Annotated in this window: 25 protein-coding genes; 7 read left to right on the forward strand and 18 right to left on the reverse strand. The window is 41.5% G+C overall.

The annotated features are described in order from the left end of the window. Positions 1 to 84: 84 nt before the first annotated feature. The 7 genes from cofE to RE474_RS07140 form a co-directional block, all read right to left on the reverse strand. On the reverse strand, positions 85 to 867 hold the full coding sequence (gene cofE, locus RE474_RS07110; RefSeq protein ID WP_309309691.1) for a coenzyme F420-0:L-glutamate ligase: 783 nt from the start codon (positions 865 to 867) through the stop codon (positions 85 to 87). Next, entirely contained in the window at positions 867 to 2,114 is a 1,248-nt protein-coding gene (gene thiC, locus RE474_RS07115; protein WP_309309692.1) for a phosphomethylpyrimidine synthase ThiC, read from the reverse strand. The genes cofE and thiC overlap by 1 nt, the downstream gene beginning before the upstream one ends. Then, the gene (locus RE474_RS07120) at positions 2,111 to 2,995 is read right to left on the reverse strand and encodes a methylenetetrahydrofolate reductase (RefSeq protein WP_309309693.1); all 885 of its coding nucleotides are present in this window, start codon (positions 2,993 to 2,995) and stop codon (positions 2,111 to 2,113) included. Before RE474_RS07120 ends, thiC begins: the two co-directional genes overlap by 4 nt. A 32-nt stretch (positions 2,996 to 3,027) precedes the next feature. Continuing rightward, a complete protein-coding gene (locus RE474_RS07125) occupies positions 3,028 to 3,612 on the reverse strand; it encodes a hypothetical protein (RefSeq protein ID WP_309309694.1) in 585 nt (194 codons plus the stop codon). A 10-nt stretch (positions 3,613 to 3,622) separates the two neighbouring features. After that, positions 3,623 to 4,225 (reverse strand): hypothetical protein, encoded by a 603-nt coding sequence (locus tag RE474_RS07130; protein WP_309309695.1) that lies wholly within the window; start codon positions 4,223 to 4,225, stop codon positions 3,623 to 3,625. Position 4,226: 1 nt separating this feature from the next. After that, a complete protein-coding gene (locus RE474_RS07135; RefSeq protein ID WP_309309696.1) occupies positions 4,227 to 4,829 on the reverse strand; it encodes a hypothetical protein in 603 nt (200 codons plus the stop codon). Positions 4,830 to 5,109: 280 nt separating this feature from the next. Beyond that, positions 5,110 to 5,667 (reverse strand): hypothetical protein, encoded by a 558-nt coding sequence (locus tag RE474_RS07140; protein ID WP_309309697.1) that lies wholly within the window; start codon positions 5,665 to 5,667, stop codon positions 5,110 to 5,112. A gap of 352 nt (positions 5,668 to 6,019) precedes the next feature. Between RE474_RS07140 and RE474_RS07145 the strand changes: the two genes are divergently transcribed. Beyond that, the gene (locus RE474_RS07145) at positions 6,020 to 6,718 is read left to right on the forward strand and encodes a winged helix-turn-helix transcriptional regulator (RefSeq protein WP_309309698.1); all 699 of its coding nucleotides are present in this window, start codon (positions 6,020 to 6,022) and stop codon (positions 6,716 to 6,718) included. Here RE474_RS07145 and RE474_RS07150 read toward each other — a convergent pair. From RE474_RS07150 to RE474_RS07175, 6 genes are all read right to left on the reverse strand, one after another. Beyond that, positions 6,710 to 7,330: a methylenetetrahydrofolate reductase C-terminal domain-containing protein gene (locus tag RE474_RS07150; RefSeq protein ID WP_309309699.1), complete on the reverse strand. Its 621-nt coding sequence runs from the start codon at positions 7,328 to 7,330 to the stop codon at positions 6,710 to 6,712. The genes RE474_RS07145 and RE474_RS07150 overlap by 9 nt on opposite strands. Further along, on the reverse strand, positions 7,327 to 8,562 hold the full coding sequence (folP, locus tag RE474_RS07155) for a dihydropteroate synthase (protein ID WP_309309700.1): 1,236 nt from the start codon (positions 8,560 to 8,562) through the stop codon (positions 7,327 to 7,329). The genes RE474_RS07150 and folP overlap by 4 nt, the downstream gene beginning before the upstream one ends. A gap of 88 nt (positions 8,563 to 8,650) precedes the next feature. Beyond that, positions 8,651 to 9,511 carry a bifunctional methylenetetrahydrofolate dehydrogenase/methenyltetrahydrofolate cyclohydrolase gene (locus RE474_RS07160; RefSeq protein ID WP_309309701.1) on the reverse strand — a complete coding sequence of 287 codons (861 nt, stop codon included), beginning with the start codon at positions 9,509 to 9,511 and terminating at the stop codon, positions 8,651 to 8,653. Positions 9,512 to 9,556: 45 nt separating this feature from the next. After that, positions 9,557 to 10,792, reverse strand: coding sequence for a serine hydroxymethyltransferase (gene glyA / locus RE474_RS07165; RefSeq protein ID WP_309309702.1), 1,236 nt, complete (start codon positions 10,790 to 10,792; stop codon positions 9,557 to 9,559). A gap of 75 nt (positions 10,793 to 10,867) precedes the next feature. After that, positions 10,868 to 11,476, reverse strand: a complete 609-nt coding sequence (gene purN, locus RE474_RS07170) for a phosphoribosylglycinamide formyltransferase (RefSeq protein ID WP_309309703.1) — start codon at positions 11,474 to 11,476, stop codon at positions 10,868 to 10,870. 112 nt (positions 11,477 to 11,588) lie between these two features. Further along, positions 11,589 to 12,557 (reverse strand): transcriptional regulator, encoded by a 969-nt coding sequence (locus tag RE474_RS07175; protein WP_309309704.1) that lies wholly within the window; start codon positions 12,555 to 12,557, stop codon positions 11,589 to 11,591. Positions 12,558 to 12,807: 250 nt separating this feature from the next. Between RE474_RS07175 and RE474_RS07180 the strand changes: the two genes are divergently transcribed. Both RE474_RS07180 and RE474_RS07185 read left to right on the forward strand, forming a co-directional pair. Beyond that, entirely contained in the window at positions 12,808 to 14,703 is a 1,896-nt protein-coding gene (locus tag RE474_RS07180) for an ATP-binding protein (protein WP_309309705.1), read from the forward strand. Positions 14,704 to 14,779: 76 nt separating this feature from the next. After that, positions 14,780 to 16,084, forward strand: a complete 1,305-nt coding sequence (locus tag RE474_RS07185; protein WP_309309706.1) for a TiaS agmantine-binding domain-containing protein — start codon at positions 14,780 to 14,782, stop codon at positions 16,082 to 16,084. A gap of 5 nt (positions 16,085 to 16,089) precedes the next feature. Here RE474_RS07185 and RE474_RS07190 read toward each other — a convergent pair whose 3' ends face one another. Together RE474_RS07190 and RE474_RS07195 are read right to left on the reverse strand one after the other, a co-directional pair. After that, positions 16,090 to 16,869, reverse strand: a complete 780-nt coding sequence (locus tag RE474_RS07190) for an NAD+ synthase (protein ID WP_309309707.1) — start codon at positions 16,867 to 16,869, stop codon at positions 16,090 to 16,092. Between the two features lie 47 nt (positions 16,870 to 16,916). Then, positions 16,917 to 17,624: an RAD55 family ATPase gene (locus RE474_RS07195; protein ID WP_309309708.1), complete on the reverse strand. Its 708-nt coding sequence runs from the start codon at positions 17,622 to 17,624 to the stop codon at positions 16,917 to 16,919. 130 nt (positions 17,625 to 17,754) lie between these two features. On the opposite strand from RE474_RS07195, the gene RE474_RS07200 reads away from it, so the two are divergent. Next, on the forward strand, positions 17,755 to 18,234 hold the full coding sequence (locus RE474_RS07200) for an NOB1 family endonuclease (protein WP_309309709.1): 480 nt from the start codon (positions 17,755 to 17,757) through the stop codon (positions 18,232 to 18,234). Between the two features lie 52 nt (positions 18,235 to 18,286). Further along, complete coding sequence (locus tag RE474_RS07205; protein WP_309309710.1) at positions 18,287 to 18,898, forward strand: orotate phosphoribosyltransferase-like protein; 612 nt, start codon at positions 18,287 to 18,289, stop codon at positions 18,896 to 18,898. 36 nt (positions 18,899 to 18,934) lie between these two features. On the opposite strand, the gene RE474_RS07210 is transcribed toward RE474_RS07205, so the two are convergent. After that, on the reverse strand, positions 18,935 to 21,058 hold the full coding sequence (locus RE474_RS07210) for a DHH family phosphoesterase (RefSeq protein WP_309309711.1): 2,124 nt from the start codon (positions 21,056 to 21,058) through the stop codon (positions 18,935 to 18,937). Positions 21,059 to 21,468: 410 nt separating this feature from the next. Here RE474_RS07210 and RE474_RS07215 point away from each other — a divergent pair, with 410 nt between their 5' ends. Together RE474_RS07215 and RE474_RS07220 are read left to right on the forward strand one after the other, a co-directional pair. Further along, positions 21,469 to 22,233, forward strand: a complete 765-nt coding sequence (locus RE474_RS07215) for a slipin family protein (RefSeq protein WP_309309712.1) — start codon at positions 21,469 to 21,471, stop codon at positions 22,231 to 22,233. Positions 22,234 to 22,243: 10 nt separating this feature from the next. After that, positions 22,244 to 23,596: an NfeD family protein gene (locus RE474_RS07220; protein WP_309309713.1), complete on the forward strand. Its 1,353-nt coding sequence runs from the start codon at positions 22,244 to 22,246 to the stop codon at positions 23,594 to 23,596. A 43-nt stretch (positions 23,597 to 23,639) separates the two neighbouring features. Here the strand turns inward: RE474_RS07220 and RE474_RS07225 are convergent, their stop codons facing one another. Both RE474_RS07225 and hisH read right to left on the reverse strand, forming a co-directional pair. Then, the gene (locus RE474_RS07225) at positions 23,640 to 24,959 is read right to left on the reverse strand and encodes an AIR synthase-related protein (RefSeq protein WP_309309714.1); all 1,320 of its coding nucleotides are present in this window, start codon (positions 24,957 to 24,959) and stop codon (positions 23,640 to 23,642) included. A 12-nt stretch (positions 24,960 to 24,971) separates the two neighbouring features. Further along, positions 24,972 to 25,580, reverse strand: a complete 609-nt coding sequence (hisH, locus tag RE474_RS07230) for an imidazole glycerol phosphate synthase subunit HisH (protein WP_309309715.1) — start codon at positions 25,578 to 25,580, stop codon at positions 24,972 to 24,974. Positions 25,581 to 25,631: the final 51 nt, after the last annotated feature.

Here is a 25,631-nt window from a genome sequence, read left to right on the forward strand (position 1 = left end):
CTCAAATATCTATATAGTTCTATAGCCGTGCAGCACGTCTTTTTTAAAAAGCAAAAAAAAGAATTGTATCAAAAAATTGAAAAGCTATGCTTTTCTGATATTGCTATAATACATGCATTCGTCCCTGCTGAAAAGTGGCATGTCGATATCATCATCAACTACCTGAGCAGGTGACCCTCTAACAAGTACGGCAGGAACACTTTCCCCTGCTTCTCCCATAAGAAGCTGTGCAGCAGAAACTAGATTATCAGCAACTGCTTTGCGGGTGATCATCATCTCTTTTCCAAAGAGGTCAAAAGTTCCCCTTGCATCCTCAACAGGAACCATTCCGGAAGTTCCAAGTGCAATTCCAACACACCCAAGTCTCAGAGGCTGTGTACGGCTATCACCGACGATAACTCCAATATTGCATTTGCAACGTTCTTTGATCTCTCTTCTGATCCTGCCGGCACTTGTCTGTGCATTTTCAGGAAGAAGAACAACATATCCTTTAGGGGCATTGGAAGCATCAATACCGGCATTAGGAGCAAGCGTCCCTTTGGTAATAGTAAGTGCTGCTCCCGGAACACCTCCGAATATCTCATCGCATTCCTGAACTATAAGCTCCATTTCCCTTACGTCAATATTGTATTTCTCAGCAAGTTCTTTTGCTTTCTCGCCGGGAGTAATATCATCAAGGCGTACAAGACGTTCTTCTGATGTTGCAAGCGGTGATTCGGCAATGATAAGAATGTCATTATCCTGAAAATTCAATCCCTGCTTTTCAAGTGAATCAATGATTATCTCTGCAATGTTATCTCCGGGTCTGATTATCGGGGTTTTGATTCCAAACATCTGCAGGGATGGGAAAGATGGCTCCTCTGGCATTAGTCCTCTCCTGTAAGATAACTTTTCATAATTTTGATGGCGCAGTAATCGCCACACATAGAGCATGGTCCTTCATCTGGACACATCTGTGCAGGTCTGCCAGGGTCAATAGCAAGTTCTGCCTGTCCTTTCCAGTCAAAGTTTGCTCTTTTTTCAGCAAGCATCAGATCTGCATCATTTAATCCATACTTCATGGAATCCCCAATATGGGCTGCAATCCTGAATGCAATAAGTCCTTCTTTAACCTGTTGTGGGGTTGGAAGTGAAAGGTGTTCTGCAGGTGTGATATAACATAGATAATCTGCTCCGGCACCACTGGCCATGCTTGCACCAACTGCCCCTGCAATGTGGTCGTAACCCACAGCAATATCAGTAGGCAGCGGTCCTGCTACAAAAAGTGGATAATCAGCCTTTTCTTTGTATAATTTCACAGAACCTGGAATGTCAGATGCCTGAATATGTCCTCCCATGCCATTGATTATAACCTGAACACCCATTTCATTTGCTCTTTTAGCAAGTGCTGCATTAGTCTCAATTTCCATTAACTGGGCACTGTCTTTCAGGTCATGGACGCAACCGCTTCTCATGGTATTTCCAAGTGATAGTACAACATCATTCTCCCTGAGTATTTCCATAATCTCATCAAAATGCTCGATGAAAGGATTCTCACATTCATTGAGAAGCATGAAACTGCTGGTAAAGGAACCACCTTTTGAGACCATTCCCATGACCCTGCCTGTACCTTTGAGCTGTTCAAGCATTTCCCTTTCCACACAATGAATAAGTACCGAACTAACTCCCTCTTCAATATGTTTTTTCAGGTAGGAAAGAATGTCATCAACAGTTAAGTTCTCCATTCCCCGTTCTACAATTGTCTGGTAGATAGGAACTGTTGTAACAGGAAGTTCTGTGTTCTCGAACACCTTCTGTCTGATGGCAGAGATATCTCCTCCCATTGACAGATCGGTAATTGTAGCTGCCCCGTATTCCTGTGCAATTTTAACCTTCTCAATTTCGGCTTCAGGATCAATTGCAGCAGATGATGTCCCCAGATTGACATTGATCTTGGTGCTGGCACCTTTGCCAATCGCAACGGGCGGACATCCTTTACGTGTCATTATTACAAGGCTGCCATTTGCAACCCTTTCCAGGACAAGTTCTTCATCGATTTTCTCGGTTTTTGCAACTTCCAGCATCTCTGGTGTGAGGATACCTTCTTTTGCATGGTCGACCTGCGTTTTTGTCATTGTTTACTCTTCCTTATATCGGCCATTTCAAGTATTGTTGGCGTATTATTATGTTTGCCAATTGGCATCAGATGAATTCCACGGCAGAGTTTTTGCAGCTCTTTTATTGACTCTGCACAAATAGCCATGCCTTCTTCCATTGGTTTTTCTGCCGATTCCATTCTCTCTATTATTTTCTCAGGCACATCTATTCCAGGTATGTTCCTGTTCATAAATCTGGCCATGTTTGCAGACCTGAGTGGTATAACTCCGGCAATAATCGGAATTTCAATGTCTCCGATAGATTCCATGAAGTCTTCAAACATAGAAATATCATAAACAGCCTGAGTCTGCATGAAATCAATTCCTGTTTTGACCTTCTTTCGTAGTTTCATCATCTGTGCTTTCCTGGAAGGATCAGTATTTGTCACTGCACCCACTACAAACTGCGGTGGATTTTCAATGACATTGCCTGCAAGGTCAAAACCTTCCTGCATTTTCCGGACAATACTCAGAAGCTGCACGGAGTCCAGATCATAAACCGGTCTTGCTTTTGGATGATCTCCTTTTGTTGTGTGGTCACCTGTCATTATACAGATGTTCCTGATGCCCATGGAGTATGCCCCAAGCAGATCGGATTGCAGTGCAAGCCTGTTCCTGTCCCTGCATGTAAGCTGCATGATTACTTCATGGCCAGCATCAAGGAGAGATTTACTCACTGCCAGTGGGCTCATACGCATAATAGCTTTCTGGTTGTCAGTTACGTTAAGAGCGTCAACCCACCCTCTTGTGAGTTCCGCATCAGAAAGCACCTCTGTAAGGTCTGTTCCCTTTGGAGGGCTGACCTCTGCTGTTATCAGAAAATCGTTTGATGTGAGTTTGTCTTTGAAGGTCCGGGACATCGGGGAATTATATGTATGTCAGGGTTTTAAAATCATCGCAGGAGAGTATCGAGTTTTTCTTTCAGGAGTAAGTATTTCTCTTCGTTTTCAGGATAAAGGCCAATAAATCCGGGGTCAGCTTTTACTTTGATAGCTGTTGGATAATGGGACATTCGATATGAGTTGTAAAGAATGATTACAAACATAAGAGGCAGGAAGAATATTAATGAGATATTTGAAGCTTCGTAAAATCCATATTTTTCGATTGATTCTAACCCATTACTTCCATTCATAACTGCGACTATCAACACCATAAGTCCTAGAATTAAAAAGTATGGTTTTCGGTATTTGTGTAAGGTATTGTTGAAATCAGATATTTCAATTATTTTTTCCACAGGTATTTTCAGGTCTTTGAACAATAGTTTTATCACAATTATTTCGTTGTTGTTGATTATAATTTCATAATATGATCGAAGGTGAATAATCATCAAGATTACAGATACTGTTAAAACAACACTAAGGTAAGTCCAGATACTCCGGTATATATGGTCAATCAAGGATAAGGGCATGAATACTAACCCTATGGCAATAATCACTGGTATGAATTCATAATCCCGAATGTGCAACGGGACTTTCATTTTGATTTCATCATTTATTTGATTCATTTAGTATCAAATCTCTGAATTCTATGGGTTTATGCGTGTAAAACCTGAATTTCTCTTTATTGGTTATTACTTCAAGAAATGCAGGGTACCTGATTCTTTTTTCTGCATTGAAATAAATTATTAAGTAAAATATTATCATCATTGAATTGGAAAGGACTAGTAAAATCCCTTCTTCTGATGATATGTTTCCAGTGAAAGATCTCTGTATGTTGCTGTATGCAAAATATAACATGCCTGCTATCAAAACCAGCATAATGAATGTAAATAAAATATGGTATTTTCGAGGTATATTGTTTCTACCTTTTATTGTTTTGATATCATCCATGTTTATTGTAGTCGGACTCAAAACAAATCTGTGAATAATTATTTTGTTGCTTTCTATTTCGACAGTAGTGATATCCTGCAATACAATTATTGCAAGGCACAGGTACCATATTAAAAAATAAACAATATTAAAGGCAAGAATATCCAGTCCTATTACCGCCATTATAAATAAAAGTACCATCGGAAAAATTAGGATTATGGGCAATCTTAAATCGCCTATCTTATCCACGCTCATTTTTTCTTTGAAACTAACCGGAGTCATATTATGCAGTTTCCTGTGTTTCAATAATCTGTTTCAGTTCTTCAGGTTCCTTTGAATAGAATACAATATTGGATTTATCGGTATTCACTCTTAATAATCTCGAATATGGAAGTTTTTTCAGTAGATTTACAATAATTGCTGCTGCCAGAAATATGAACCAGAATTCATAAAGAAGTATATACACACCTTCTGTCAGTGAAACTCCAGATATTCCATAAAGCAGATCGTTTCTTGCTTTGTAAATAAGATATGTAGGAAGGACAAATAATAAGAGAATCTGCATCAAGCGATATGTGTGACTCCTATTTTTTCTGATATGTACCTCTTTTATGTCTTTCTTGTTAATCACAAGCGGACTGAAAAGAGGTCTGTGAATTATTATCATGTGGGAATTGATCTCAACCTGTGTCCGTTCTTTGACAAAAAGAATGATGAATCCTATGTACCAGATTGCATAGATCAAAACCTTGCATTCAGGTGATTGCAGACACAGAGCATAGACTATTAAGGTTGCTACTATCATGGGGACAAGAACTTTCAACATGGCTTTGTCAAAAGTCATGTCCAGTTGCATCTTTTGTTTAAACTGGGTGTCAGTATTCATTTCAGCAATCTCTTCTCTGATTAGAATCTGGTATTTCAATAGATCATTTGTACCATCAGGAAGTTGGGGAGCAAGGCCACATGTATATGAGCTTTAATCGGATGACATTGTGACCTTGCAGTTGGTACATTGGGTTCCCACAAACTTTCTGTATTTATGGGGGTTATTACTAAAAAAACATTAATTTATTTAGGTGTTATGGCCAAAGATTCAAACTGTTTGATATAGGCAATTGAAAAAGTATCCCTCCCTCAGGTGTAATACTGATGTGCCTTTTTCGTTAATCGGAAACCTCATCATCTGAACTAGGAAGAGTTCCACCGGGTTCCACATCCCCACTACGGTATATAACATTAATTTCTATTTTTTCCCCATTTCGTCTTATCTCCCCTGCTTGTTCAATTATGTATTTTATGTTTAGTATGCCCCCGAAATCGACCCTGCCAATGACTCCGGCTTCTGATGCTGTAAAACGAGCTTTGCTTTCAGAATAGCCAACGACATTTCCATTGTAGGTATATATCTCTGGCTTACTTCCTTCATTCATAAGTATGCCGGGTTCTAATTCTAATTTGTATTCTTTCCCGGATAACTCAATAGTAATTTTGCCAGAATCTGCATCTTTTATGAAAGCTACAGGGTCAACAGTGACGATATCATATTTCGTTATTGAATCGAACCTCTGTAAATTGATTCCATCATCTTCATTAATCTCTATTTTTTCAAAATGCACATTTTGTGAAGTTTCATTTGATGATTCTACTGCTTTCTCACTTACAACTATCAGAGAAATGAATACCAGTACAAAACAAATTACTATAATTTGTTTATAATTCATTGATTTCACCATTTGTTTTGTTCCCAATGCCAGCTATGACTCTGTCTTATGCACTATTGGGCAACACAACTATCTAATCTAATTTAGCAATAAGATATGTATTGTTATAATGTAGTCTTTTCGGTTTTTATTTAACTATTATGGCCAGAGTTCAAACTGAAAGCAATTAAAGTTCAATAAACGTAGTACTTTGAAATTAGTTGGAACGATTGGCCATAATCTATATATCACATATTTGTTATCTTCAAGCAGAAGGTTGTTTAAACGTAGAACGTATCTACAAATGATGAGATGGCGGGGGTTCTATTACTTGAAATTAAAGTTACAAGAAACTTTAAAAATAATAATTTTTTTGCTTTTGATAATCTGTAACTGCTATATTGCAAGTGCTGAAGTTTATGTTACTTTTGAACCTCCAAAAGACATTCCTCCAGAGAATGTCCATAATACAGGATCAGATGGCACTCTTACTTTCTGGGACCTGCCATTATATTTCAAATTTATATGGATTGGTTGCACTATCTGGTTCATCATAGTTTCAATAGGTAAATTCATCCCATTGCTTCTTGGAAAAGTAGCATGCACAAAAGGTGAAAAGAACAGGAAAAAGATACTTTCGTATGTATCTGAAAATCCGGGTTGCTCTGAAAGTGATATTCTTTCTGACCTGGAAATGAAAAGAGGAACCTTTAGGTATCATGTAGATAAGCTTCAGCTTTCAAATCTTCTTATTGCCTTTAAACAAGGTCGCTTTATCAATTATTTCAGCAAGGGTCATGCAAATGAGACCTCCCTGCAAAATGCTGTTTCTAATACACAAAGTGACACCAGAAAATGTGTTCTGGAAACGATATGTGAAGAACCCGGTGTGAATGGTAAGGAATTATCAGAAAAAATAGGGGTTGACAAGAGTACCATTCACTGGCACATAACCAAACTGAAAGATGAAAATATGATACGTGATGAAAAAGATGGCAGATACAGGAAATACTATCCTGCTAGCAATTTTTCAGTTATTCAGGACAACAAGTTATCAGTAATGTCAGACTGAATCTTCAGTACCTTCTTTAGCATCCCATGTGATATCAAGCAGGTCAAGTCTTCCTATTTTCTCAAGCCTGTTACAGATAAGCTCCCATGCACAGTCTTTTTCAGGATCGATTTCGCATTTTCCGTTAACGGAACCTCCACAAGGTCCGTTCAGTAAATGCTTGGGACACAAACTCTTCGGGCAAATACTACCAAAATAATATATCTTACATTCACCACACATGGCACAGAGTTCAGGAACAACTTCTCCGTGAGTTCTTCCTCCAAGGGATACAGTGTCATTTGATGGATAAACCGGTACATCCACAACACCGGCTACAATAGAAACTCCGCTTCCGCAGGCCATTACAAGAATAGTCTTAGCATCTTTTATGGCAGGATTCTTTTCAACAAGTGAATCGAATGAAGCTACACTGCAGGCTGCACTTGGGATTACCCAGCCTACTACATGCTTTCCTGCATCTTCAAGGCGCTGGCACATTTCAAGAACTTCAGGCTCACCGCCAACGTGTATCTTTGCTGCACATGCATTGCAGCCGATAATGAAGATATCATCCTCATCTTTCAGTATTTCAAGTATCTCTTCAAAGGGCTTTGCAGATGAAATTATCATAGTTCCCTCAGGTACCCATGCTCTACATCCATATCATTTTCAAGCACTTCCGCAATCATCTCTGCTATCAAAGGAAGGTTGCGTGCCTGGAACGAGAGCTTATGGACCAGTTTCTCAAATTGTAATATAGTACCAATTATGAGCACATCAGTCTTGTTGGTTTCGTGTGATACTGCATCACGCTCAAGGGCAGCATCTCCGCCTCTTGCAAGGATTTCCTGCTTGATGATCAGTGCCTCAGTGGTTGTAATGTTATTTACACGAACAACCTTGCTTACGGTCTTATTTTTCATGACCTTTGCACCGGTACCTGTGACCTTCATACTTCTCATGAGATATTCCGCATCATCAGGATGAGTTATATCTGAAATGGTAACTTCAAAATCACCTTCTTTCACAAACGGCTGTCTTTTTCTCATTGCAGCCGCCACCTCTACTACATCCTTTGTTTCAGCAACATCGTGAGTCCTTACGATATGTGCACCCTTGTGGATAACAATTGCAGTTGCAGCAAGGCTTCCATACAACCTTTCTTTTGCCGGTTTGTGTAACACAGCATCGATGCAGGATTTTCGTGATACGGCTGCAAGCAGTGGCCTGCCAAAAACCCTGAGACTCTCGAACTGGTCTATAGTCTCAAAATCAAAAATCGGGTCTTTTTCAGGTATCCATTTACCGACTGCCGGGTCAAGAATAAGCTTGTTGGTATCGATGTCTTTTGCATCTGCTCTGCTGATTATGTCAGCAAGTGATTGCATGATAGCATCCATGCCAATTGGGTCACCGGGAACCTTTTCCGATGCCATAACAACAGCAGGACAATCGTACTCAGCAACAACATCCATCATTTCGGGATTTGTTGTAAAGCCTGATACATCATTGATAATATCTGCACCATGTTTCAGGGATTCTTTTGCAACGCTTGCATAAACAGTGTCTACGGAAATGAGTGCATCCACATTTTCATTAAGTAAATCCAGTGCAGGAATCATGCGATTGAGTTCTTCTTCCTCGCTGATCACAGGATTTGCAAGTGGCCATGTGGAACGGGCACCAATATCAAGTATGGTTGCACCGTCATTGATCATCTTTTGTGCAACATCAAGAAGAGAATCGTTACTAACAACCGAACCCTTATAAAAGGATTCTTTGCTGAGGTTGATGATACCCATAAGTCTTACAGGATGCTCGTCACCAACTTTCAAGCCGCATATGTCTACATCAACAACCATTATTCAACCTGGTAGTTTTAATCAAAGGTAAATGAGCAAAACAGTTTTGCCAAAATAGTATTCAATTAATAAAATATAAGTGTGCTTATCAGCTGTTTGAAGCTGCCATAAGCACGTGCTCCATGAGAATTGCAATGGTCATAGGACCAACACCTCCCGGAACAGGGGTTATCAGTGAAGCTTTCTTCACGACATTATCAAAATCAACATCACCGTAAACCTTGCCTTCTTTCTCGGTGATCCCAACGTCAAAGATCACTGCACCTTCCTTCACCATATCGGCTTTAATAAGGTGCATTACACCGGTTCCGACTACAAGGATATCTGCATCTAGGGTGAATTTCTTCAGGTCATCGGTGAAAACGTGGCAAACAGAAACGGTTGCATTCCTGTTGATAAGCATTGCAGCCATGGGTTTTCCAACAACGTTGCTGTGTCCAACGATTACTGCATGTTTACCCTGGATAGTGACATCATACTCTTCCAGTGCTCTGATAACACCTTTCGGAGTACATGGTACAAGTCCTTCATCCCCAATGAGAAGTTTACCCATATTGTATGGGTGAAATCCGTCCGCATCCTTTGCAGGATCTATTGCAAGCATTGCTGATTTATCATCAAGGTGTTTTGGAAGAGGTAACTGGAGGAGAATTCCGTGGATATCCTTCCTGTCATTCAATTCCTGGATACGCTGCATGAGTTCTTCCTGTGTGGTGGACTCAGGCATATTCTGGTCCTCTGCGTGTATGCCAACTCTTTCACATGCTTTGTGTTTGAGACGGACATACATCTTGGATGCAGGGTCCTCGCCAACAAGTATGGTTGCAAGTCCAGGTGTGATACCTTTCTCTGCCTTGAGCTTGTCAACTCCCTGCTTTACCTGCTCTTCCACTTTCTTTGACAGGCCTCTGCCGTCTATCTTCCTGGAATCGTAGTTCTCTTCTGCCATTATGAAAACACCTGATGTAGTTTCTATACAGCCTGCGTTTTTAATTTACTTGTAAACCGGGAATCTGCTGCAAAGCTGCTCAACATCGGAGTTGACACCGTGAAGGACTGAATCATTATCGAGGTTGTTAACTACATCTGCAATGTATCCTGCGATTTCCTTCATCTGGTCTTCTTTCATTCCTCTTGTTGTTGCTGCAGGTGTACCGATCCTTATTCCACTTGTGATGAATGGGCTTCTGGTCTCGAATGGAATGGTGTTCTTGTTAAGGACAATTCCTGCCTTGCTCATTCCTGCTTCTGCATCCTTTCCTGTGATGTCGAACTTGTTAAGGTTAAGGAGCATTACGTGGTTGTCAGTTCCACCGGATACGATATCGAAATCCCTTGCCTGGAGTTCCTTTGCAAGGACATCTGCGTTCTTTACTGTCTGGAACTGGTCTGCCTTGAACTTCTCTCCGAGTGCTTCCTTGAATGCAACAGCCTTAGCTGCGATGATATGCATGAGTGGTCCGCCCTGAATTCCTGGGAACACTGACCTGTTCAAATCCTTTGCGTACTCTTCCTTACACATTACCATTCCACCCCTTGGACCTCTGAGGGTCTTGTGGGTTGTGGTTGTGACAAAGTCTGCATATGGTACTGGGCTTGGGTGAGCGCCTGCTGCTACAAGACCTGCAATGTGTGCGATATCTGCAAGGAGATATGCTCCTACTTCATCAGCAATGTCTCTGAATGCCTTGAAGTCAAGGGTTCTCGAGTATGCTGAAGCACCGCAGACGATCATCTGTGGCTTCTTTTCCTTTGCCATTAGCATAAGTGCATCGTAGTCAAGGGCTTCTGTCTCCTTGTCAACACCGTATGGTACTATATTATAGAGCTGTCCTGCAAAGTTTACAGGGCTTCCGTGTGAAAGGTGGCCTCCGTGTGAGAGGTCCATTGACATGATTGTGTCGCCTGGCTTGATAACTGAGAAATAACATGCCATGTTTGAACCGGAACCTGAGTGTGGCTGGACATTTACATGTTCTGCACCAAAGATCTCCTTTGCTCTCTCAATAGCAAGGTCTTCTGCAATATCTACAAATTCGCAGCCACCATAGTAGCGCTTTCCTGAGTATCCTTCTGCGTATTTGTTTGTCATGACAGAGCCCTGTGCTTCCATTACAGCACGGCTTGCATAGTTCTCTGATGCTATCAGGTTCAGCTTGTAATCCTGACGGTTTGCTTCAAGCCTTAAGGCTTCTGCAATATCCGGGTCAATTTCTGAGATGTAAGACATTGTTACCACGTTAAAGATTGTATCTGTTTTTGGAATCCTGGCTTGCCAGGACAGTATTTAGTTAATATGAGTTATTTATGTGTGTACTACAATTCGACCTTCCACTTTAAGTTTACCCTCAACAAAGAGTTTCACAGCTTCCGGGAAAATCTTGTGTTCCTGTTCAAGTATGCGGGCTGCAAGATCGTCTGCAGTATCTGTGTCAAGTACAGGAACGCATTTCTGTATAATTATAGGCCCTGTGTCCATTCCTTCATCAACAAAGTGAACGGTACATCCACTGACCTTTACACCATAATCAAATGCCTGCTGCTGTGCGTGAAGTCCTTTAAAAGAAGGAAGCAGAGCAGGATGGATATTTATTATCCTGTTACGGTATGCTGCAATCAGGTCTTTACCAACAAGGCGCATGTATCCTGCAAGGAGCACCAGTCCGACATCATTGTCCTTCAGTACTTCCATTACCTCTTTTTCATATTCCTGTTTCCCTGAATAATCTGAGGGGTCAACGAACACATCAGTAATTCCATGATTGCGTGCACGTTCAAGTGCATACGCGTCTCCAACATCGCTGACAACAACGGATACTTTTGCATCTTTAATGTATCCGTTTTCGATATTATCTATAATGGACTGTAAATTCGATCCTCTTCCTGAAACAAGTACTGCAATGTTGGTAGTCATTGTTAGTTCTAAAAGGGATTTCTGTATATTAGGGTTTTGGAATTGCTAAAAAAGTGAAAATATACTGGGAAAGTTTTCCCTGATTTGTTAGCATTAAAGGAGGTTTTAGCATTCAGATATTGATGTTGTGCTTCTTAGTCCTTTCATCAATAAGTTCAGCAAGCTCCTCAGTGCCGGAGAGTTTATCCAGTTCGCTTTTCTCTATCAGTACAGTATTCTCCACCGTCTCAGATTTGATCTGTCCGTTGATGATAAAGACTGATTTTGTCATTGTAACACAGGAAATGCTGCTCATCAGGTCTGCACGTTTTATCATTGCGCTGCTGTAAGTGCTTACTCCCGTAAGCAGTGTGTCAGAAGTATCCTTTGATATTGCTTTAAATGGTGCCTGGCTTGTAGACATTACCTGATATCCCAGAGCATTGAGCATACCAAGGATACCATCATCAGGTTGAGCCTCTGCGGGTTTTTCCTGTGGCTTTTCCAGACTAACACGTTTCTCAAAACACTGGAGTATGTCTATGGATTTCGCAAGAGCCACATCCAGCAACTCCTCAAGCTGAAGGACAATATCAATTGAAGCATCCATGCCGCCTTCTTCATATTTACTTATGGTTCTTCTTGATACTCCAAGTTCGGTGGCAAGTGCACCCAATGACATTGCGGTTCTCTTACGTGCTTCTTTTAGCACATCCCCATCAATAGATACATAGAGTCCACCGGGGGCTGCGGATACAAGAGGCGGTACATCCTCAACAAAATAGTCATAAAGGGTCTGGACATTCACAGCAGGGATGTCGTAGCGCATGTATACCACGCTGTCTTCCAGCATCTGATCCCTAGTCTTGGCACCAATGAGTACTGCAGTCCCTCCAAGATAACGTGCAAGGCTTTTCATTTCCCTTGCAGTTTCCTCATTCAGGCCATCTATATTATACAATACCTTGTAAAAGATGAGTACATCCCCTTTTCGGGCTGCAAGGTCAAAGCTCCGTGGACGAATATTACATCGCTTTGAGACCATAAAGCCAGCTTGTTGTAATACATCAATGATCTGATGTATGAGGATGTCTTTTGTCATAGGCAAATAGCCATTGTTTGCACATCTATATAAAGATATCCCATGGGGTGCCTTTAAATACAGACTCATAATCTCTTAGAGATAATAATTTATTATATTATATGGGCAAATTATTTATCTAATATGCAGAAATAATGTTGTATATACAACAACGCCTCATTTTTTATGACAGTTGGTACATTGCTTGTTGAGTGAAAAATATGGAACCAGAGATAGAAGAAATGCAAATTTCATTTGAGGGGTATTTCTGATGTCTGCACTTGAGAGAGCTTTTCTCAGTACCAAACATATTATTGTATTTTCATTCTTCTTTGGAATTCTATCCTGGATCATTGATGGGTTATTGGATACTACTTTTTTCTCGGAAAGAACATTCGTAGATAGTCTGATTTTCGGTCTTTCAACTCATGAAATATATATGCGTATTTCAATGTTTTTCATTATTTTGATATTTGGAATGATCGTTTCACTCTTTGTTCACCGAATGCAGGAAATGAATAATGTAATTGAGAATGAAAAGATAAAATCCCATAAGATAATGGATATTCTACCTATGATCATCCTTTTTCTGGATACTGAAGGGAATGTTTCATGTGTCAACAAGAAAATCCTCGAACTTACCGGATACGAAGAAGTCCGGATATCAGGCAATAAATGGCTAGACCTTCTTTTTCCAGAGGAATACAGGTCAGAAGTACTTCCATACTGGGACAAGTTTGTATCAGGCGAGATCGATTCTGTAACAGGTCTTGAATTTCCTATTATATGTGCAGACGGTTCCAGAAAACATGTACTCTGGAATGCTGTTTCTTTTATTGATGATAACGGGAGATTTGCCGGTATCACAATATCCGGTGAAGATATTACTGATAGAAAAATTGCTGAAAAAGCACTTCTAATGGATGAATCCCGGCTTGAGGCCCTGATTGAGCTAAGTCAATATTCAGATTCTACAATAGAAGAAATCCTTGACTTTTCACTTGAAAAAGCAGTAAACCTTACAGAAAGCAGTGTAGGTTATGTTGGCTTTGTGAATGAAGCTGAAGAAACTTTCTCCATGTATTCATGGTCTGAAATAACTGAAGCTGGTTATGAGATAAAAACGGTAAATATGGACTGCAATATAGACGTAGATAATCTGTGGGGAATAATCGTAAAGCAGCGAAAACCCCTAATCTCAAACAATTATCCTGATGATTCTCCTATCAAAAAAGGTTCTCCTGCAGGACATGTGAATATCCGTAATTATCTATGCATACCAATATCAGATTCCGGCAATATTGTCATGATAGCAAGTGTAGGTAATAAGAATGGAAACTATGACAGTTCTGATATAAGGCAAATAACACTCCTCATGGAAGGTACCTGGAAGATTATACAAAGAAGGGAAAATGAGGAACAGATAAAATCATATGCAAGGGAAGTTGCGGAATACAATAAGGAACTGGAATCCCTGGATCGCATGAAAGATGAGTTCATGGCAAACATAACACATGAATTGAAAACCCCACTGATTCCAATTAAAGGATACAGTGAACTTCTTTTCGAAGGGCATCTGGGTTCGCTGGATGAAGATCAGAAGAAAGGCATAGGTGTGATCCTTCAAAATGCTGACAGGTTGCATAAACTGATTGATTCCCTGTTATATATGCAAAACATCCATTCCGGAAATATACAGTATCATCTTGATTCAGTAGATATTGTCAACGTGCTGGACAATGTGATCGATAAGGTGCTAACATTTAAAGACAAGGGTCCTGAACTGAAAACAGAATATTCATCTCCTTTGCCATTTATTTGCGGTAATAGTACCTATCTGAAGCAGGTCTTTTCACACATACTTGAAAATGCCTTAAAATTTACTCCACCTGATGGCTTGATAACAGTTGTAGCTTCTCATGAGGATAAAAATATTCGAATTATTGTAAGGGATACGGGTATAGGAATATCCAAGGATGAAATGCCTCATATTTTCAAACGATTCTATCAGGTAGATGGCTCCCTGACACGTCGTTACGGTGGAAATGGTCTTGGTCTGTACCTTTGTAAAAGCGTTGTGGAGGCTCACGGAGGTTCCATATATGCAGTTAGTGAAGTAGGTAAAGGAACAGAGATACATGTTCTTTTGCCAATCATAGAAGAATGATGTGTATAAGATTCTTGATCGTTTTCCCTCCAGAGGAATCATTTAACACTAATCAATTATATCTGCAATTGGTCAAATGAGCAGTGAAAAGACTAAAATAGTCATTGGGATCGATGATACGGATTCCAGGGAAGGGATGTGCACCACATACCTGTGTGCTCTTTTAAGGGATGAGCTTTCTTCATTTGCAAAGATCATATCAGATCCAATACTGGTGCGCCTTAATCCTACAATACCTTACAAGACCCGTGGAAATGCATCGGTGGCCCTGTTTATTGAATGTGGTGATAAAGAGAAAGTCATCAGGCACGTTACGGAAAAAATAGCCTCAATGGCATGTCTGGACAATGAGAATACAAATCCGGGTGTTGTTTTTGTTGATGAGGGTCAGTTCGATGCTGTCAAAAGTGAACTCAGTTCATTTTTCAGGCGTGCAGTCAAAGATGTCATAATGATAGATGAAGCAAAGGAACTTGCTTCTGAACTTGATCTTGAGTTCCATGCTTTCAAGAATGGTCGCGGTCTAATTGGTGCTCTCTCTGCATGCGGAGCCATGCTTGACCCTGAATGGGATCATACTTATGAATATCTGGCTTACCGGGAAAAAGAAGTATGGGATACCAGACGCAAAGTTGATGAAAGCTCTCTCTTTGAAGCTGACAGGCAGACATATCCTGATACATGGGACACCGTGGATCTGGCAAACAACATGGTAGTATGTGTTCCACACTCTGGTGACCCGGTCCTTTACGGAATAAGAGGAAAGGATGCTTCTTCTGTGGAAAAAGCTGCTTCTTTTGTAGTTTCGGAACCTGTGGAACGTGTCTGTGTTTACCGCACCAACCAGGGAACGGATATGCATTTGATATCAGTTTCATCAATTAGTGAAATTGAGGAGATGCATTCCTATATTCTGGAAGGCGAAGTCCTTTCAGAACCAATAACCATCAGGGGAGGACACACTATATTCCCTCTGAAGGATGCAGCAGGTGATGTCATTGACTGTGCTGCTTTTGAGCCTACAAAGAACTTCAGGGAAATAATTCGTAAACTGATCCCTGGTGATAAAGTGGTTGTTTATGGCAGTGTTACTGAAAACACCGTCAACGTTGAAAAGATAAAAATTACAGGGCTGGCAAAAGCCTATGATATTCGGAATCCTCCCTGTCCTTCCTGTGGAAAGAGAATGAAATCTGCTGGTTCAGGGCAGGGTTACAGATGTAAAAAATGTGGAACAAGTTCCGTGATTCCTGAGAGAACCGCAATAGAAAGAGATATTCTGCCAGGATTCTATGAAGTTCCGCCATGTGCAAGGCGTCATCTTGCAAAACAACTTCTGCGGTTTGAAAATGAGGATCTGCCAGTCTTTCCTGGCAGATAATTAACTTATCTTAGTGATTTTAGTTCTGGTATTGGGGCTGCTTTCTGTTTATGCAGGTTAGCATTGATCCTTTTCAGGACTGAATCTCTTTGTGTGACGCTCATCCCAAGAGTATTCTGGGCTACCTGGGGTGTTTCGCCTTCAAGTAAAAGCGCAAGGAACCTGTCTACAAGTTCATATGTAATTCCAAGCTCGTCCTCATCTGTCTGGTTAGCCCAGAGTCTTGCAGATGGAGCTTTGGTAATGACATCTTCCGGAACTCCCATGAGTTTTGACATTTCCCTTACTTCTGTTTTGTAAAGGTCGCCTATGGGTTCAAGGTCAACTCCACCGTCCCCATATTTTGTGAAGTATCCTAGAAGGATCTCTGTCTTGTTGCCGGTTCCCATGACCATTCTGGACATGATATTAGCATAATAATAAAGAACTGACATTCTGATCCTGGCTTTGAGATTACCATTGGCCTGGGAATTTGATTCGGAACCTTCAGGAATTGAGTTCAGATATCCTGCAAGTATTTCTGAGATGTCAACGGTCTTGAATTCAATTCCAAGTCTCTCTGCAACTTCAGTGGCATCCAGTACATCCTCGGCAGGTGTCAGAGTGAGTTCAGGCATGTGTATGCCAAGAACATTTTCCTTTCCAAGGGCTTCAACTGTCAGGTATGCAGTAAGTGCTGAATCAATTCCTCCGCTAAGACCTACAACCGCACCTTTTACACCTGCTTCTGTTGTTTTTTCCCTTATGAACTCAACTATAATGTCTTTAGCTTTTGAAATATCCATTTATATCAGCCCTGGCAGTCTTTGATTGAGAATGTTCTCTATCATATTTATTTATTGGTTTTTGGAGGTGACAGCTTGATTCCTTCTTCGGTAATATCATATCCAATAAGTTCCATGGAGAGCTTTGTTCCTCTCATTTTTGGTATGTACATGAACCTTTCCATTTTCCCTGTATATGGATTTTCTTTGACCATCAACCGGATAGTGCCATAGGTAGAGTACTCAGCTATTTTGTGTGTGAGTTCGTGTGCTGTTGCATCTATAGTGATGATGGATGTTCTCTTTTGCTTTGAAAGCAAATATGCAAGCATATCCACTTTATCCCTGAATTCTTTTAGGTCCACACCAATTGAAAAAGTCCCCAGATTGTCAAGCACTATAACATCAATATCATCCTGCATCATATGAATCAGGTTACTGATGTCATCAATTTGCATGTAATTACTGTTATATTCTTCATCGACATCGTATGCTCTCATTTCCAGAAAACGTATCATTGATAGTTGATTGTTTTCCACAAAAGGTTCAAGGTCAAATCCCAGTGCTTTTGCATGTATCATTATTTTTTCCGGGGTTTCCTCAGTTGCTATTAGTGCGCATTTTTTACCTTCCTTACATGCATTGTAAAGAAACTGCATTCCCATAATAGTTTTACCTGTTCCAGGTTCTCCTGCAATAAGGATGCATTCTCCTTCTGGAATCCCTCCCTGTAATTTTTTGTTAAGTTCCATTATTCCGGTTGATAATCTGGCCATAGTTTATCTTCTCATTTTATGATATATCAATTAATTATACGCATGTTATTATATATTAATGTCGAATATATATCCCTTGCACTTTTACTGACAAAGAATTAATCTATATTCAGAAAGTATCTGGCATTATATGGATTACTACATCGCAGATTCTGCGGTCTTCATCATGGGCAGCGGAATAGAGCCTCATCGTATCATAACCATACCTTCGGTTGTAAACGAATTGAAAAGTAACGAAGCAGCAATGCGTTTTGATCTTGCCAGGGAAAGTGGTGCCAGGGTTGAAATGCCGGAGGATGATCTCCGCGAGAAAGTCTTACAGACTGCCAACAAGACAAAAGACTGTGAGGAATTGTCGTCAACAGATATTGATATTCTGGCCAAGGCTCTTGAATATAAAGGGAATTCAGTGCTCCTGACCGATGACTATGCAGTCCAGAATGTCGCAAAGGTTCTGGGGCTTGAAGTAAAGCCTGTGGCCCAGAAAAAGATAAAGGATGTTCTGGTGTGGCAAAAGCAGTGTACAGGATGCCGGAGAAAATTTGATAGTGGTGATGTATGTCCTGTTTGTGGTTCTCCCTTGAAGAAAAGGCGCAAAAGAAAAATATAACATCTCTGTTGATATATTACATATAAGTTAAAGATGAAGATACGGGATACATATGAAGAATATTGATAAACTAATCCAAAAAGCCCTTGAGTTACAGGCAAATGGTCTTGTTACAAGGCAAATAGCAGATGAGCTTAACGTTTCCCGGGAAACCGTCACATGGCTCCTGACCCGCGCAAAGAAGGAAGAAGTTTCACCTGCGCCAAAAGACATTTCTGTCAACTGGAGCAGCATAGGAAAGAGCGCATTCAGGATGCGTCATGTAGGAATTGCCATGTGTGACATGGTCCTTGATACAGTAGAGGCAACAGGTAATGAAATTGATCTGGTGGTAGGAATTGGCCTTAGTGGAGTACCTCTTGCAAGCCTTATTGCAGAAGAGCTCAACACAGAACTTTCAGTTTACCATGCTTACAATGAGCAGGGCGATGATTCCAAGCTTAATGGTGCCTTCAGCAGGAACTTTGCCGGTATCAAAGGAAAGAAATGCATCATAGTGGACGATGTAATTACAACCGGTAACACAATGGCTGATGTTGTAACACATCTGCGTAGTTCTGGTGCCAAACCTCTGGCAATTGCCGTACTTGTGGACAAGAGCGGCTCAGAGACCCTCTCCGAAGTACCTGTGCACTCTCTTGTACGCATCACACGTGTAGACTGATCAAAAAAGAAATTATTTTTTGTTTTTCAGTAGGAGTTATTCAACTCCTACGGAACCTATTTTCTCTACAAGTTTGGAAAGCACTTCCGTGCGCATGCCCTGCACGAATTTGATACTTCCGACTACCAGGTGTCCTCCGCCGTTGACACCGCCACCTTGCACTTCCTCATAGAGTTCCCTTACCATCTGTGGTATATTCATAAGGACTCCCTTTGAGCGGATTACTGCAAAATCCGGTCCGTATCCTATGGTTACGATTGGTTTGCCTTCATATTTCTTACACAATTTGTCGTGAACTTCACCTGATGTTTTTCCTGGTGGTGGGAATGTGAATGTGTGGGCATGGTTCTCCACGTCCAGTACATTGAGGATCGCACCATTTGGAAGGTCCTGGGATTTCACATGGGCCATACAGACATCCATCTGTTCGGCTATCATCTCGTTTGCCTGTTCGCAAAGCACGGTGACAAGATTCTTGTGTATAGTGTGGTCACCGAAGTCCAGAATATCGTCCACGATACCTTTTCCGGTGTTGAACTTAAGCCAGTATGCTGCAAAATCAAGGGCAAGCGCCATGTCTCTCAGGTTCTGTTCGGTATACTTGTCAGATACCAGTTCGATGTATCTTCTTGCCTCTTCAGCTTCAGAGCGGTCACCAAGAGCAGCTACTGCAGGAAGGTGTTTTATCTCGTTTTCAACGTTGACATTTATCATGCGTGCTACTTCGGTACAGAGCATACCTGCTGTCATACCGAAGTCTCCTCCAACATGTGCCGGGTTAACATGCGTAAGTAGGTATTCATCGACAACATCGTCAGGATGGTGGTGATCCATGACTATCATCTGGATGCCGTATACTTTTGCCTGCTTCATTGCAGCCACGTTCTCGTTGGAGGATCCGTTGTCAACACTTATAATAAGTGGCATCTTCTGTCCATGTCTTGCCACATCTTCAAGTGCAAAACCAATGTCACGGACAACATCAGTCATCTCGTAGAATGGTGCCTTTGAAGGCGCACGTTTATAGAAGTAATATTCCCCGTCTGCTCCATTCACTTCTTTTATGAGGGGAATGATGGCCTTTTCAATTGACATTGCAGCAGTCATTCCGTCAGCATCTGCATGGTGGCGCAACAGGATAGGTGTGGATTTTATGATTGCCTTCCTTATTTCTTTTGCAGCCTTTTTCATGATCGGTCTGAGATTTTCAAGAACCTCACTCTCTACCATGAATTCAATCTCATAAGGCTCTGCTCTTTTGTCAATAGCAGCTTCGATACGCTGGAGAATCTCAGATTCCTGCGGTCCGCTCAGCTTTTTAAGGCTCTGGATCTCAAGCTGGAAACTGTCACCACGGGCTGTTATCTCCCCGGTGGCTGCAACGATCATATCAGCTTCTATTTCAGGATAAGCTCTCTCTCCCGCGCTCTCAAAGGCAGCACCGGAAACCTGTCCTGTTTCATCTGCAATTGTGAATATAGTAGGTCCTGCTGTCTGTTTGACCTGGATGACCTCTCCCTGCACCTTAACCTTCTTACCTACCATCTGTGGCATTTCGCTGGCAAGTATAACCGGGAGCTTCTTTTCAAGTTCTATGGTCTGGTATTCTTTCAGCTTGCGTGGAACCAGATCCATTTTCCCTCTTGGTTTTATTTCCTTTAAGCTGACAATAACAGCCTCACCAACTTCCAGGCTTCCATTCATGTTACTGGAATGAATAAGGCCTCTAAGATTGGAATTAAGGTCAACGAAAACACCGAAATCGGCAATGTTCCTCACTGTCGCATGGTACATTTTTCCGACTTCAAGCTCATCAAGGGTGCATGAGTTGTCAAGTTTGTAGACGATCTGCTTCTTTGCGCATGACTGACATACCTCATCTCCATCATAAAGACGGTCCATTTCTGTTCCACAGACCTTGCACTTGTAAAATATACCTTTACCGGAGCATGCCACGCATTTGTCCCTCTCTTCAATTTCTCCAGTTCCGCCACAGTTGCTACAGGATGAACCATTTTTCAAGAAATTCGCCATATCCTTCTCAGAAAGCTTCATAAAGTCTACAGACTTTGATTTTCCCGTACCTTTGCACTCGGGGCATTTGGCAGTGCCTGTAACACTATAGCCTTTCCCGTTGCATTCTACACATTTCTCGCTCATTGTATCTAGTCTTAGATAGTATATATTGGATTTATGTGTTTGCTTGTTGTCCAGGGTGATCAAAAAAGCGAAATATTTATAATGTCTATTTATATAATCGTCGCAGCATGGCGTTTTTTAAGGCATTGTTTGAAATTATTAACGTCAAAATCAATCACATTAATAAACAATAAACGAGTTCTATTATTTGTTGGGTCTGAAATGTTATTTCAATAATAACAATGCTTTCATGCTTTCGTGTACATCCCCTCAAACAAGTATTCAGACCCAGCCTTCTATATCTTTTTTATTGATTTTATCTCCTGAAAAGGTGAGCTTTTATTATTTCTCCACCGGCATATTTTTAAGAAGTAAGCTATTTATATCTATTTAATAAGTTCTCTGTTTCTTCTTCAGGAGAGTGGCAAAATATGGCTTTAATCGACATTATTTTTCCGTTAGCTATAGTGGCAGTTATCATATTGTCCAAGGCTATCAAGATCGTTAATGAATATGAACGTGTAGTTATCTTCCGTCTGGGAAGGTTAAGTGGAGTTAAAGGCCCTGGTCTGTTTCTTATTATCCCGATAATTGATACGGTTGTAAAGATAGACCTGCGTGTAATAGCAATTGATGTACCAAAACAGGCTGTGATCACCAGGGATAATGTAACAGTGGCAGTTGATGCTGTTGTGTATTATCAGGTCATTGATCCTACAAAGGCTGTCAACGAGGTCGAGAACTTCAGGTATGCAACCGCAATGCTCTCACAGACAACTCTGAGAGACGTTATCGGTCAGCTTGAACTTGATGATGTCCTTTCCAACAGGGAAGACGTCAACAGGAACATTCAGGAACAGCTTGACATTTCCACTGATCCGTGGGGTATCAAGGTTACCGGTGTAACCCTGAGGGATGTAAGTATCGATGAAACAATGCTCCGTGCAATTGCAAAGCAGGCAGAGGCAGAGCGTGAGAAGCGTTCACGTATCATCCTTTCAGAGGGTGAATATATGGCTGCCGAAAAGATGAAGCAGGCTGCAATGTTGTATCAGGAAGTCCCGGCAAGTCTGAAGCTCAGGGAGTTGCAGACACTTGCAGAGATCTCAAGGGAAAAGAACATGATCGTGGTTTCCAATACAACAGATCTCGGAGAGATTGCCGCTCTTTCAAAGGCATTTGCCAAGAAAGAGTGATGGAGGAATCATGCTACATAAGTGCCGGTCATACCTGAGCACTTTTCTTTTTTTAACATTGCTCTTATCCCTGTTCTCAGGTAATGCATGTGCTGCAGGACAGCAGAAGGTTCTGGTTGTTGATATCTCGGATTCGATTACTCCTGTAACGGATGATATTGTAGCGGATGCTATTGCGTTTGCAGAAAATGGTGACTATGAAGCTCTTGTTATTACTCTCAATACGCCAGGTGGTAACCTCGATGAAACCCTGAACATAATCGAGCAGATTGCTGCAACTGATGTACCGGTAATAGGATATGTCTATCCCGAAGGGACTAAAGCATGGTCTGCCGGTACTTTGATACTCATCAGCACTGACGTTGCTGCAATGGCACCTTATACTATTATAGGTTCTGCGCAGCCGGTTACAGTTACTGCAACCGGTAGTGAACCTATAGAAGAAGATAAGATCATCAATGCCATTGTCAAGAGGGCTACAGAGAATGCAAAAATGCATGGTCGTAACGAGACGGCGGCAGAGGAGTTCATAACAAAGAACCTGAACCTTGATGCTGAAACAGCTCTTGATTACGGGGTCACTGAATATGTTGCATCGGATATTCCGGATCTCCTATCACAGGTTAGTGGAATAGAAGTAAAAGGCAAGGTCCTTGACACGGATGGTGCGTCTATCACTTATTATGAACCATCTCTGAGACTGGCTTTCATGGGAATAATCTCCAATCCACTTGTTTCCTCGATGCTTCTGCTTCTTGGTGTTTATGCGATTATACTTGGAATTTCACACCCCGGTTTTGGTGCTGAATTATTCGGTTTGGTTGCTATTGCTCTGGGACTTATCGGAACCGGATTTGATGTGAATGTAGGTGCACTGTTCCTTGTTGTCGCCGGTGTTATCCTGTTGGTACTTGAATTCCAGGCTCCAGGATTCGGTGTTTTCGGAATTGCGGGTCTTGTATGTATAATAGCAGGCAGCATTTTGCTGGTTCCGACTGATTTTCCAAATAACTATACTCCGGCAGAATTCCAGCGTTCGCTGATAGTATCCGTAGCAACGCCGACAATAGTAATCGGACTTTTCTTTGTGTTCATCATTTACAAGGTATTTGAGGTACGGAGGAAGAAACCGCTGTTTGGTGAACTTATCGGTGACATGGCTCTAGCACTTGAACCAATTGGAAACGGTCAGACCGGGTATGTTCTTCACAGGGGACAACACTGGAAAGCACGGTCATCTGATATTATTGAAAAAGACGACAAGGTAACAATACTTGAAAAAGACGGTGTTGTGCTTGTGGTTGAGAAAATGAAAGATAAATCAAAGCCTGAAGATCAGATTGATGATGAGCACGATCGATAATAGAATGTGGAGTTTCAAGTTTTAGGTAGAAAGGAAAACCTTTCTACTTTCTCTTTACCATTTCCACAACACGGCGTTTCTTCTCAATAGCATTGAGAGCTGCTTTGTCAATGGCTTTTTTCATTTCTTCAAAATCACGAGGATTTTCGTCGCCTATCATCTTCTTGATAGGTGTGTATGCGGATTCCCTGAAACGTGGTGTGAAATCCCTTGCTTCCCCGTCAATAATGACTTCAGAACCGGTTCCTTCCACCACTTTTCCTATTATTGAAATATCCACGTCTGCACTTCTGATGGTCTTCATGATGTCTTCTGCGTATTCTTCCGGTGCGATGATAAGCAGAGCATCAAGGGAAACTCCAAGGTAATCAATTTCCAGTGATTCAAGCATCTCAAGAACTCTTGGGTTGACAAGTTTTCTCATATCCTTTTCTTCAAAAATGAGCTTGACACCTGCTGTTCTGGATATCTCCTTTGCGTCTCCGCGAATGCCACCGTTTGTGACATCGGTCATTGCATGGATGTGCTTAACAAGACCTGAATCCAGAAGTTTCTCGCATGCTTCCAGGAATTTGATGTTGATAGTCTCATCAACGATGTCATGCATCTCATAATAGAGTGCAGTTGTGGATATTGTTCCACCACCTGCTCCTTCAGTCATGAGGATGACATCTCCTACCTGTGTCTGTTCACGTGATGTGAGGTCGGTTGATACACCAACAGCACCGACTCCTCCGGTCATACGCTCGCCTATTACCATGTCACCACCTATCCTGAGAGTGCTTCCGGTAATGAGCGGGATACCTGAAAGATCGGAAACTGCTGTGATTCCTGCAATGTGGTCAAAGACCTTACCGACATCTCCGTCATCAGCAACATGGATATCTGAAAGCATTGCCATGGGTCTTGCTCCCATAACGTAAATATCACGAAGAGCTGCCCTTGCAACGTGGAAACCTGCAAGGAATGAATAATCGCTAAGTCTGGAGTGCATACCGTCAACTGTGAGGATGATGTATTCGCCACCTTCTGATTTTACTACTCCTGAATCATCAAGGTGTGTGGTGTCCACGACTGCTTTTGTCTTCCCGATGACCTCTGCAATCTTCTCGTGGGTGTAGAAATCCCCAAGACCTCTTGAGCCTACACCGAATTCTCCCATTGTCACGCCGGATACGGTGGGTTCGAGTACATCACCTTTCAGTACAAGAGTTGCTTTTGCTTCGGTGATGGTTGCCTGTGCAAGTTTGCGTGCATGTTCAGGATTTGTTTTCTTAACTTCCAGAATTCTGGCAGTCAGTTTATCTTCAAGGTCAGACTCGTTATTATTGAGCCCTCGTTTTGCGTAGCCTTCAATATCCATATTTTCATCTCTTTAGCACATAGCAACGAAGTTCTTCAGTATTTTAAGGCCTGTATCACCGCTTTTCTCAGGGTGGAACTGAGTCCCTATTACATTACCTGCATCATTGACAATGGCGGCTGCAAATTCGGTTCCGTATTCACATGAAACAAGCGTGTTCTTATCTGTAGTGTCCACGTAGTATGAGTGGACGAAATAGACGAAGGAACCGTCAGGTATTCCATCAAAAATAGGGTGTTTCTGTGTAATTTTGATCGAGTTCCATCCCATGTGGGGAACTTTAAGCTCGGAGTGTGGGAATCTGAGTACCTGCCCTTTTACAAGGTCAAGTCCTTCTGTTAATCCTCCTTCCTCTGATGTGCTCAGCATCATCTGCTGGCCAAGGCAGATCCCAAGCATTGGTTTTCCTGATGCTACATATTCCTCGATGGTGCTTCTGAGAACTTCCACGTTCTTCATTGCATCCCTGAAAGCACCGACACCCGGAAGGATAACGCCATCTGCACTTTTTATCTCTTCAGGGTCACTTGAAATGATTACGTCCGCACCTGCGTGTTCCAGCCCCTTGCGAACACTTCTGAGGTTGCCAAGTCCGTAATCGATGATAACGATCTTCTTCATGTGAGAATTAAAGAATGGTTTTGGTACATGAATGTAACGATGTGGGATTTT

Origin of the sequence: Methanolobus sediminis (assembly GCF_031312595.1) — an archaeon.
Classification (GTDB): domain Archaea; phylum Halobacteriota; class Methanosarcinia; order Methanosarcinales; family Methanosarcinaceae; genus Methanolobus; species Methanolobus sediminis.

Bases quoted from the DNA above. Each gene is read 5' to 3' on its own strand.
- RE474_RS07200 (WP_309309709.1), top strand. From the start codon at position 17,755: ATGGATTACTACATCGCAGATTCTGCGGTCTTCATCATGGGCAGCGGA.
- RE474_RS07120 (WP_309309693.1), bottom strand. From the start codon at position 2,995: ATGTCCCGGACCTTCAAAGACAAACTCACATCAAACGATTTTCTGATA.
- glyA (WP_309309702.1), bottom strand. From the start codon at position 10,792: ATGTCTTACATCTCAGAAATTGACCCGGATATTGCAGAAGCCTTAAGG.
- RE474_RS07175 (WP_309309704.1), bottom strand. From the start codon at position 12,557: ATGACAAAAGACATCCTCATACATCAGATCATTGATGTATTACAACAA.
- folP (WP_309309700.1), bottom strand. From the start codon at position 8,562: ATGGTTGTTGATGTAGACATATGCGGCTTGAAAGTTGGTGACGAGCAT.
- RE474_RS07185 (WP_309309706.1), top strand. From the start codon at position 14,780: ATGAGCAGTGAAAAGACTAAAATAGTCATTGGGATCGATGATACGGAT.
- RE474_RS07195 (WP_309309708.1), bottom strand. From the start codon at position 17,624: ATGGCCAGATTATCAACCGGAATAATGGAACTTAACAAAAAATTACAG.
- RE474_RS07190 (WP_309309707.1), bottom strand. From the start codon at position 16,869: ATGGATATTTCAAAAGCTAAAGACATTATAGTTGAGTTCATAAGGGAA.
- RE474_RS07130 (WP_309309695.1), bottom strand. From the start codon at position 4,225: ATGACTCCGGTTAGTTTCAAAGAAAAAATGAGCGTGGATAAGATAGGC.
- RE474_RS07225 (WP_309309714.1), bottom strand. From the start codon at position 24,959: ATGGATATTGAAGGCTACGCAAAACGAGGGCTCAATAATAACGAGTCT.
- RE474_RS07220 (WP_309309713.1), top strand. From the start codon at position 22,244: ATGCTACATAAGTGCCGGTCATACCTGAGCACTTTTCTTTTTTTAACA.
- RE474_RS07160 (WP_309309701.1), bottom strand. From the start codon at position 9,511: ATGGCAGAAGAGAACTACGATTCCAGGAAGATAGACGGCAGAGGCCTG.
- RE474_RS07125 (WP_309309694.1), bottom strand. From the start codon at position 3,612: ATGAAAGTCCCGTTGCACATTCGGGATTATGAATTCATACCAGTGATT.
- RE474_RS07205 (WP_309309710.1), top strand. From the start codon at position 18,287: ATGAAGAATATTGATAAACTAATCCAAAAAGCCCTTGAGTTACAGGCA.
- RE474_RS07150 (WP_309309699.1), bottom strand. From the start codon at position 7,330: ATGATAATTTCATCTGCAAAGCCCTTTGAAGAGATACTTGAAATACTG.
- thiC (WP_309309692.1), bottom strand. From the start codon at position 2,114: ATGACAAAAACGCAGGTCGACCATGCAAAAGAAGGTATCCTCACACCA.
- RE474_RS07135 (WP_309309696.1), bottom strand. From the start codon at position 4,829: ATGAATACTGACACCCAGTTTAAACAAAAGATGCAACTGGACATGACT.
- RE474_RS07140 (WP_309309697.1), bottom strand. From the start codon at position 5,667: ATGAATTATAAACAAATTATAGTAATTTGTTTTGTACTGGTATTCATT.
- purN (WP_309309703.1), bottom strand. From the start codon at position 11,476: ATGACTACCAACATTGCAGTACTTGTTTCAGGAAGAGGATCGAATTTA.
- RE474_RS07210 (WP_309309711.1), bottom strand. From the start codon at position 21,058: ATGAGCGAGAAATGTGTAGAATGCAACGGGAAAGGCTATAGTGTTACA.
- RE474_RS07215 (WP_309309712.1), top strand. From the start codon at position 21,469: ATGGCTTTAATCGACATTATTTTTCCGTTAGCTATAGTGGCAGTTATC.
- RE474_RS07180 (WP_309309705.1), top strand. From the start codon at position 12,808: ATGTCTGCACTTGAGAGAGCTTTTCTCAGTACCAAACATATTATTGTA.
- hisH (WP_309309715.1), bottom strand. From the start codon at position 25,580: ATGAAGAAGATCGTTATCATCGATTACGGACTTGGCAACCTCAGAAGT.
- cofE (WP_309309691.1), bottom strand. From the start codon at position 867: ATGCCAGAGGAGCCATCTTTCCCATCCCTGCAGATGTTTGGAATCAAA.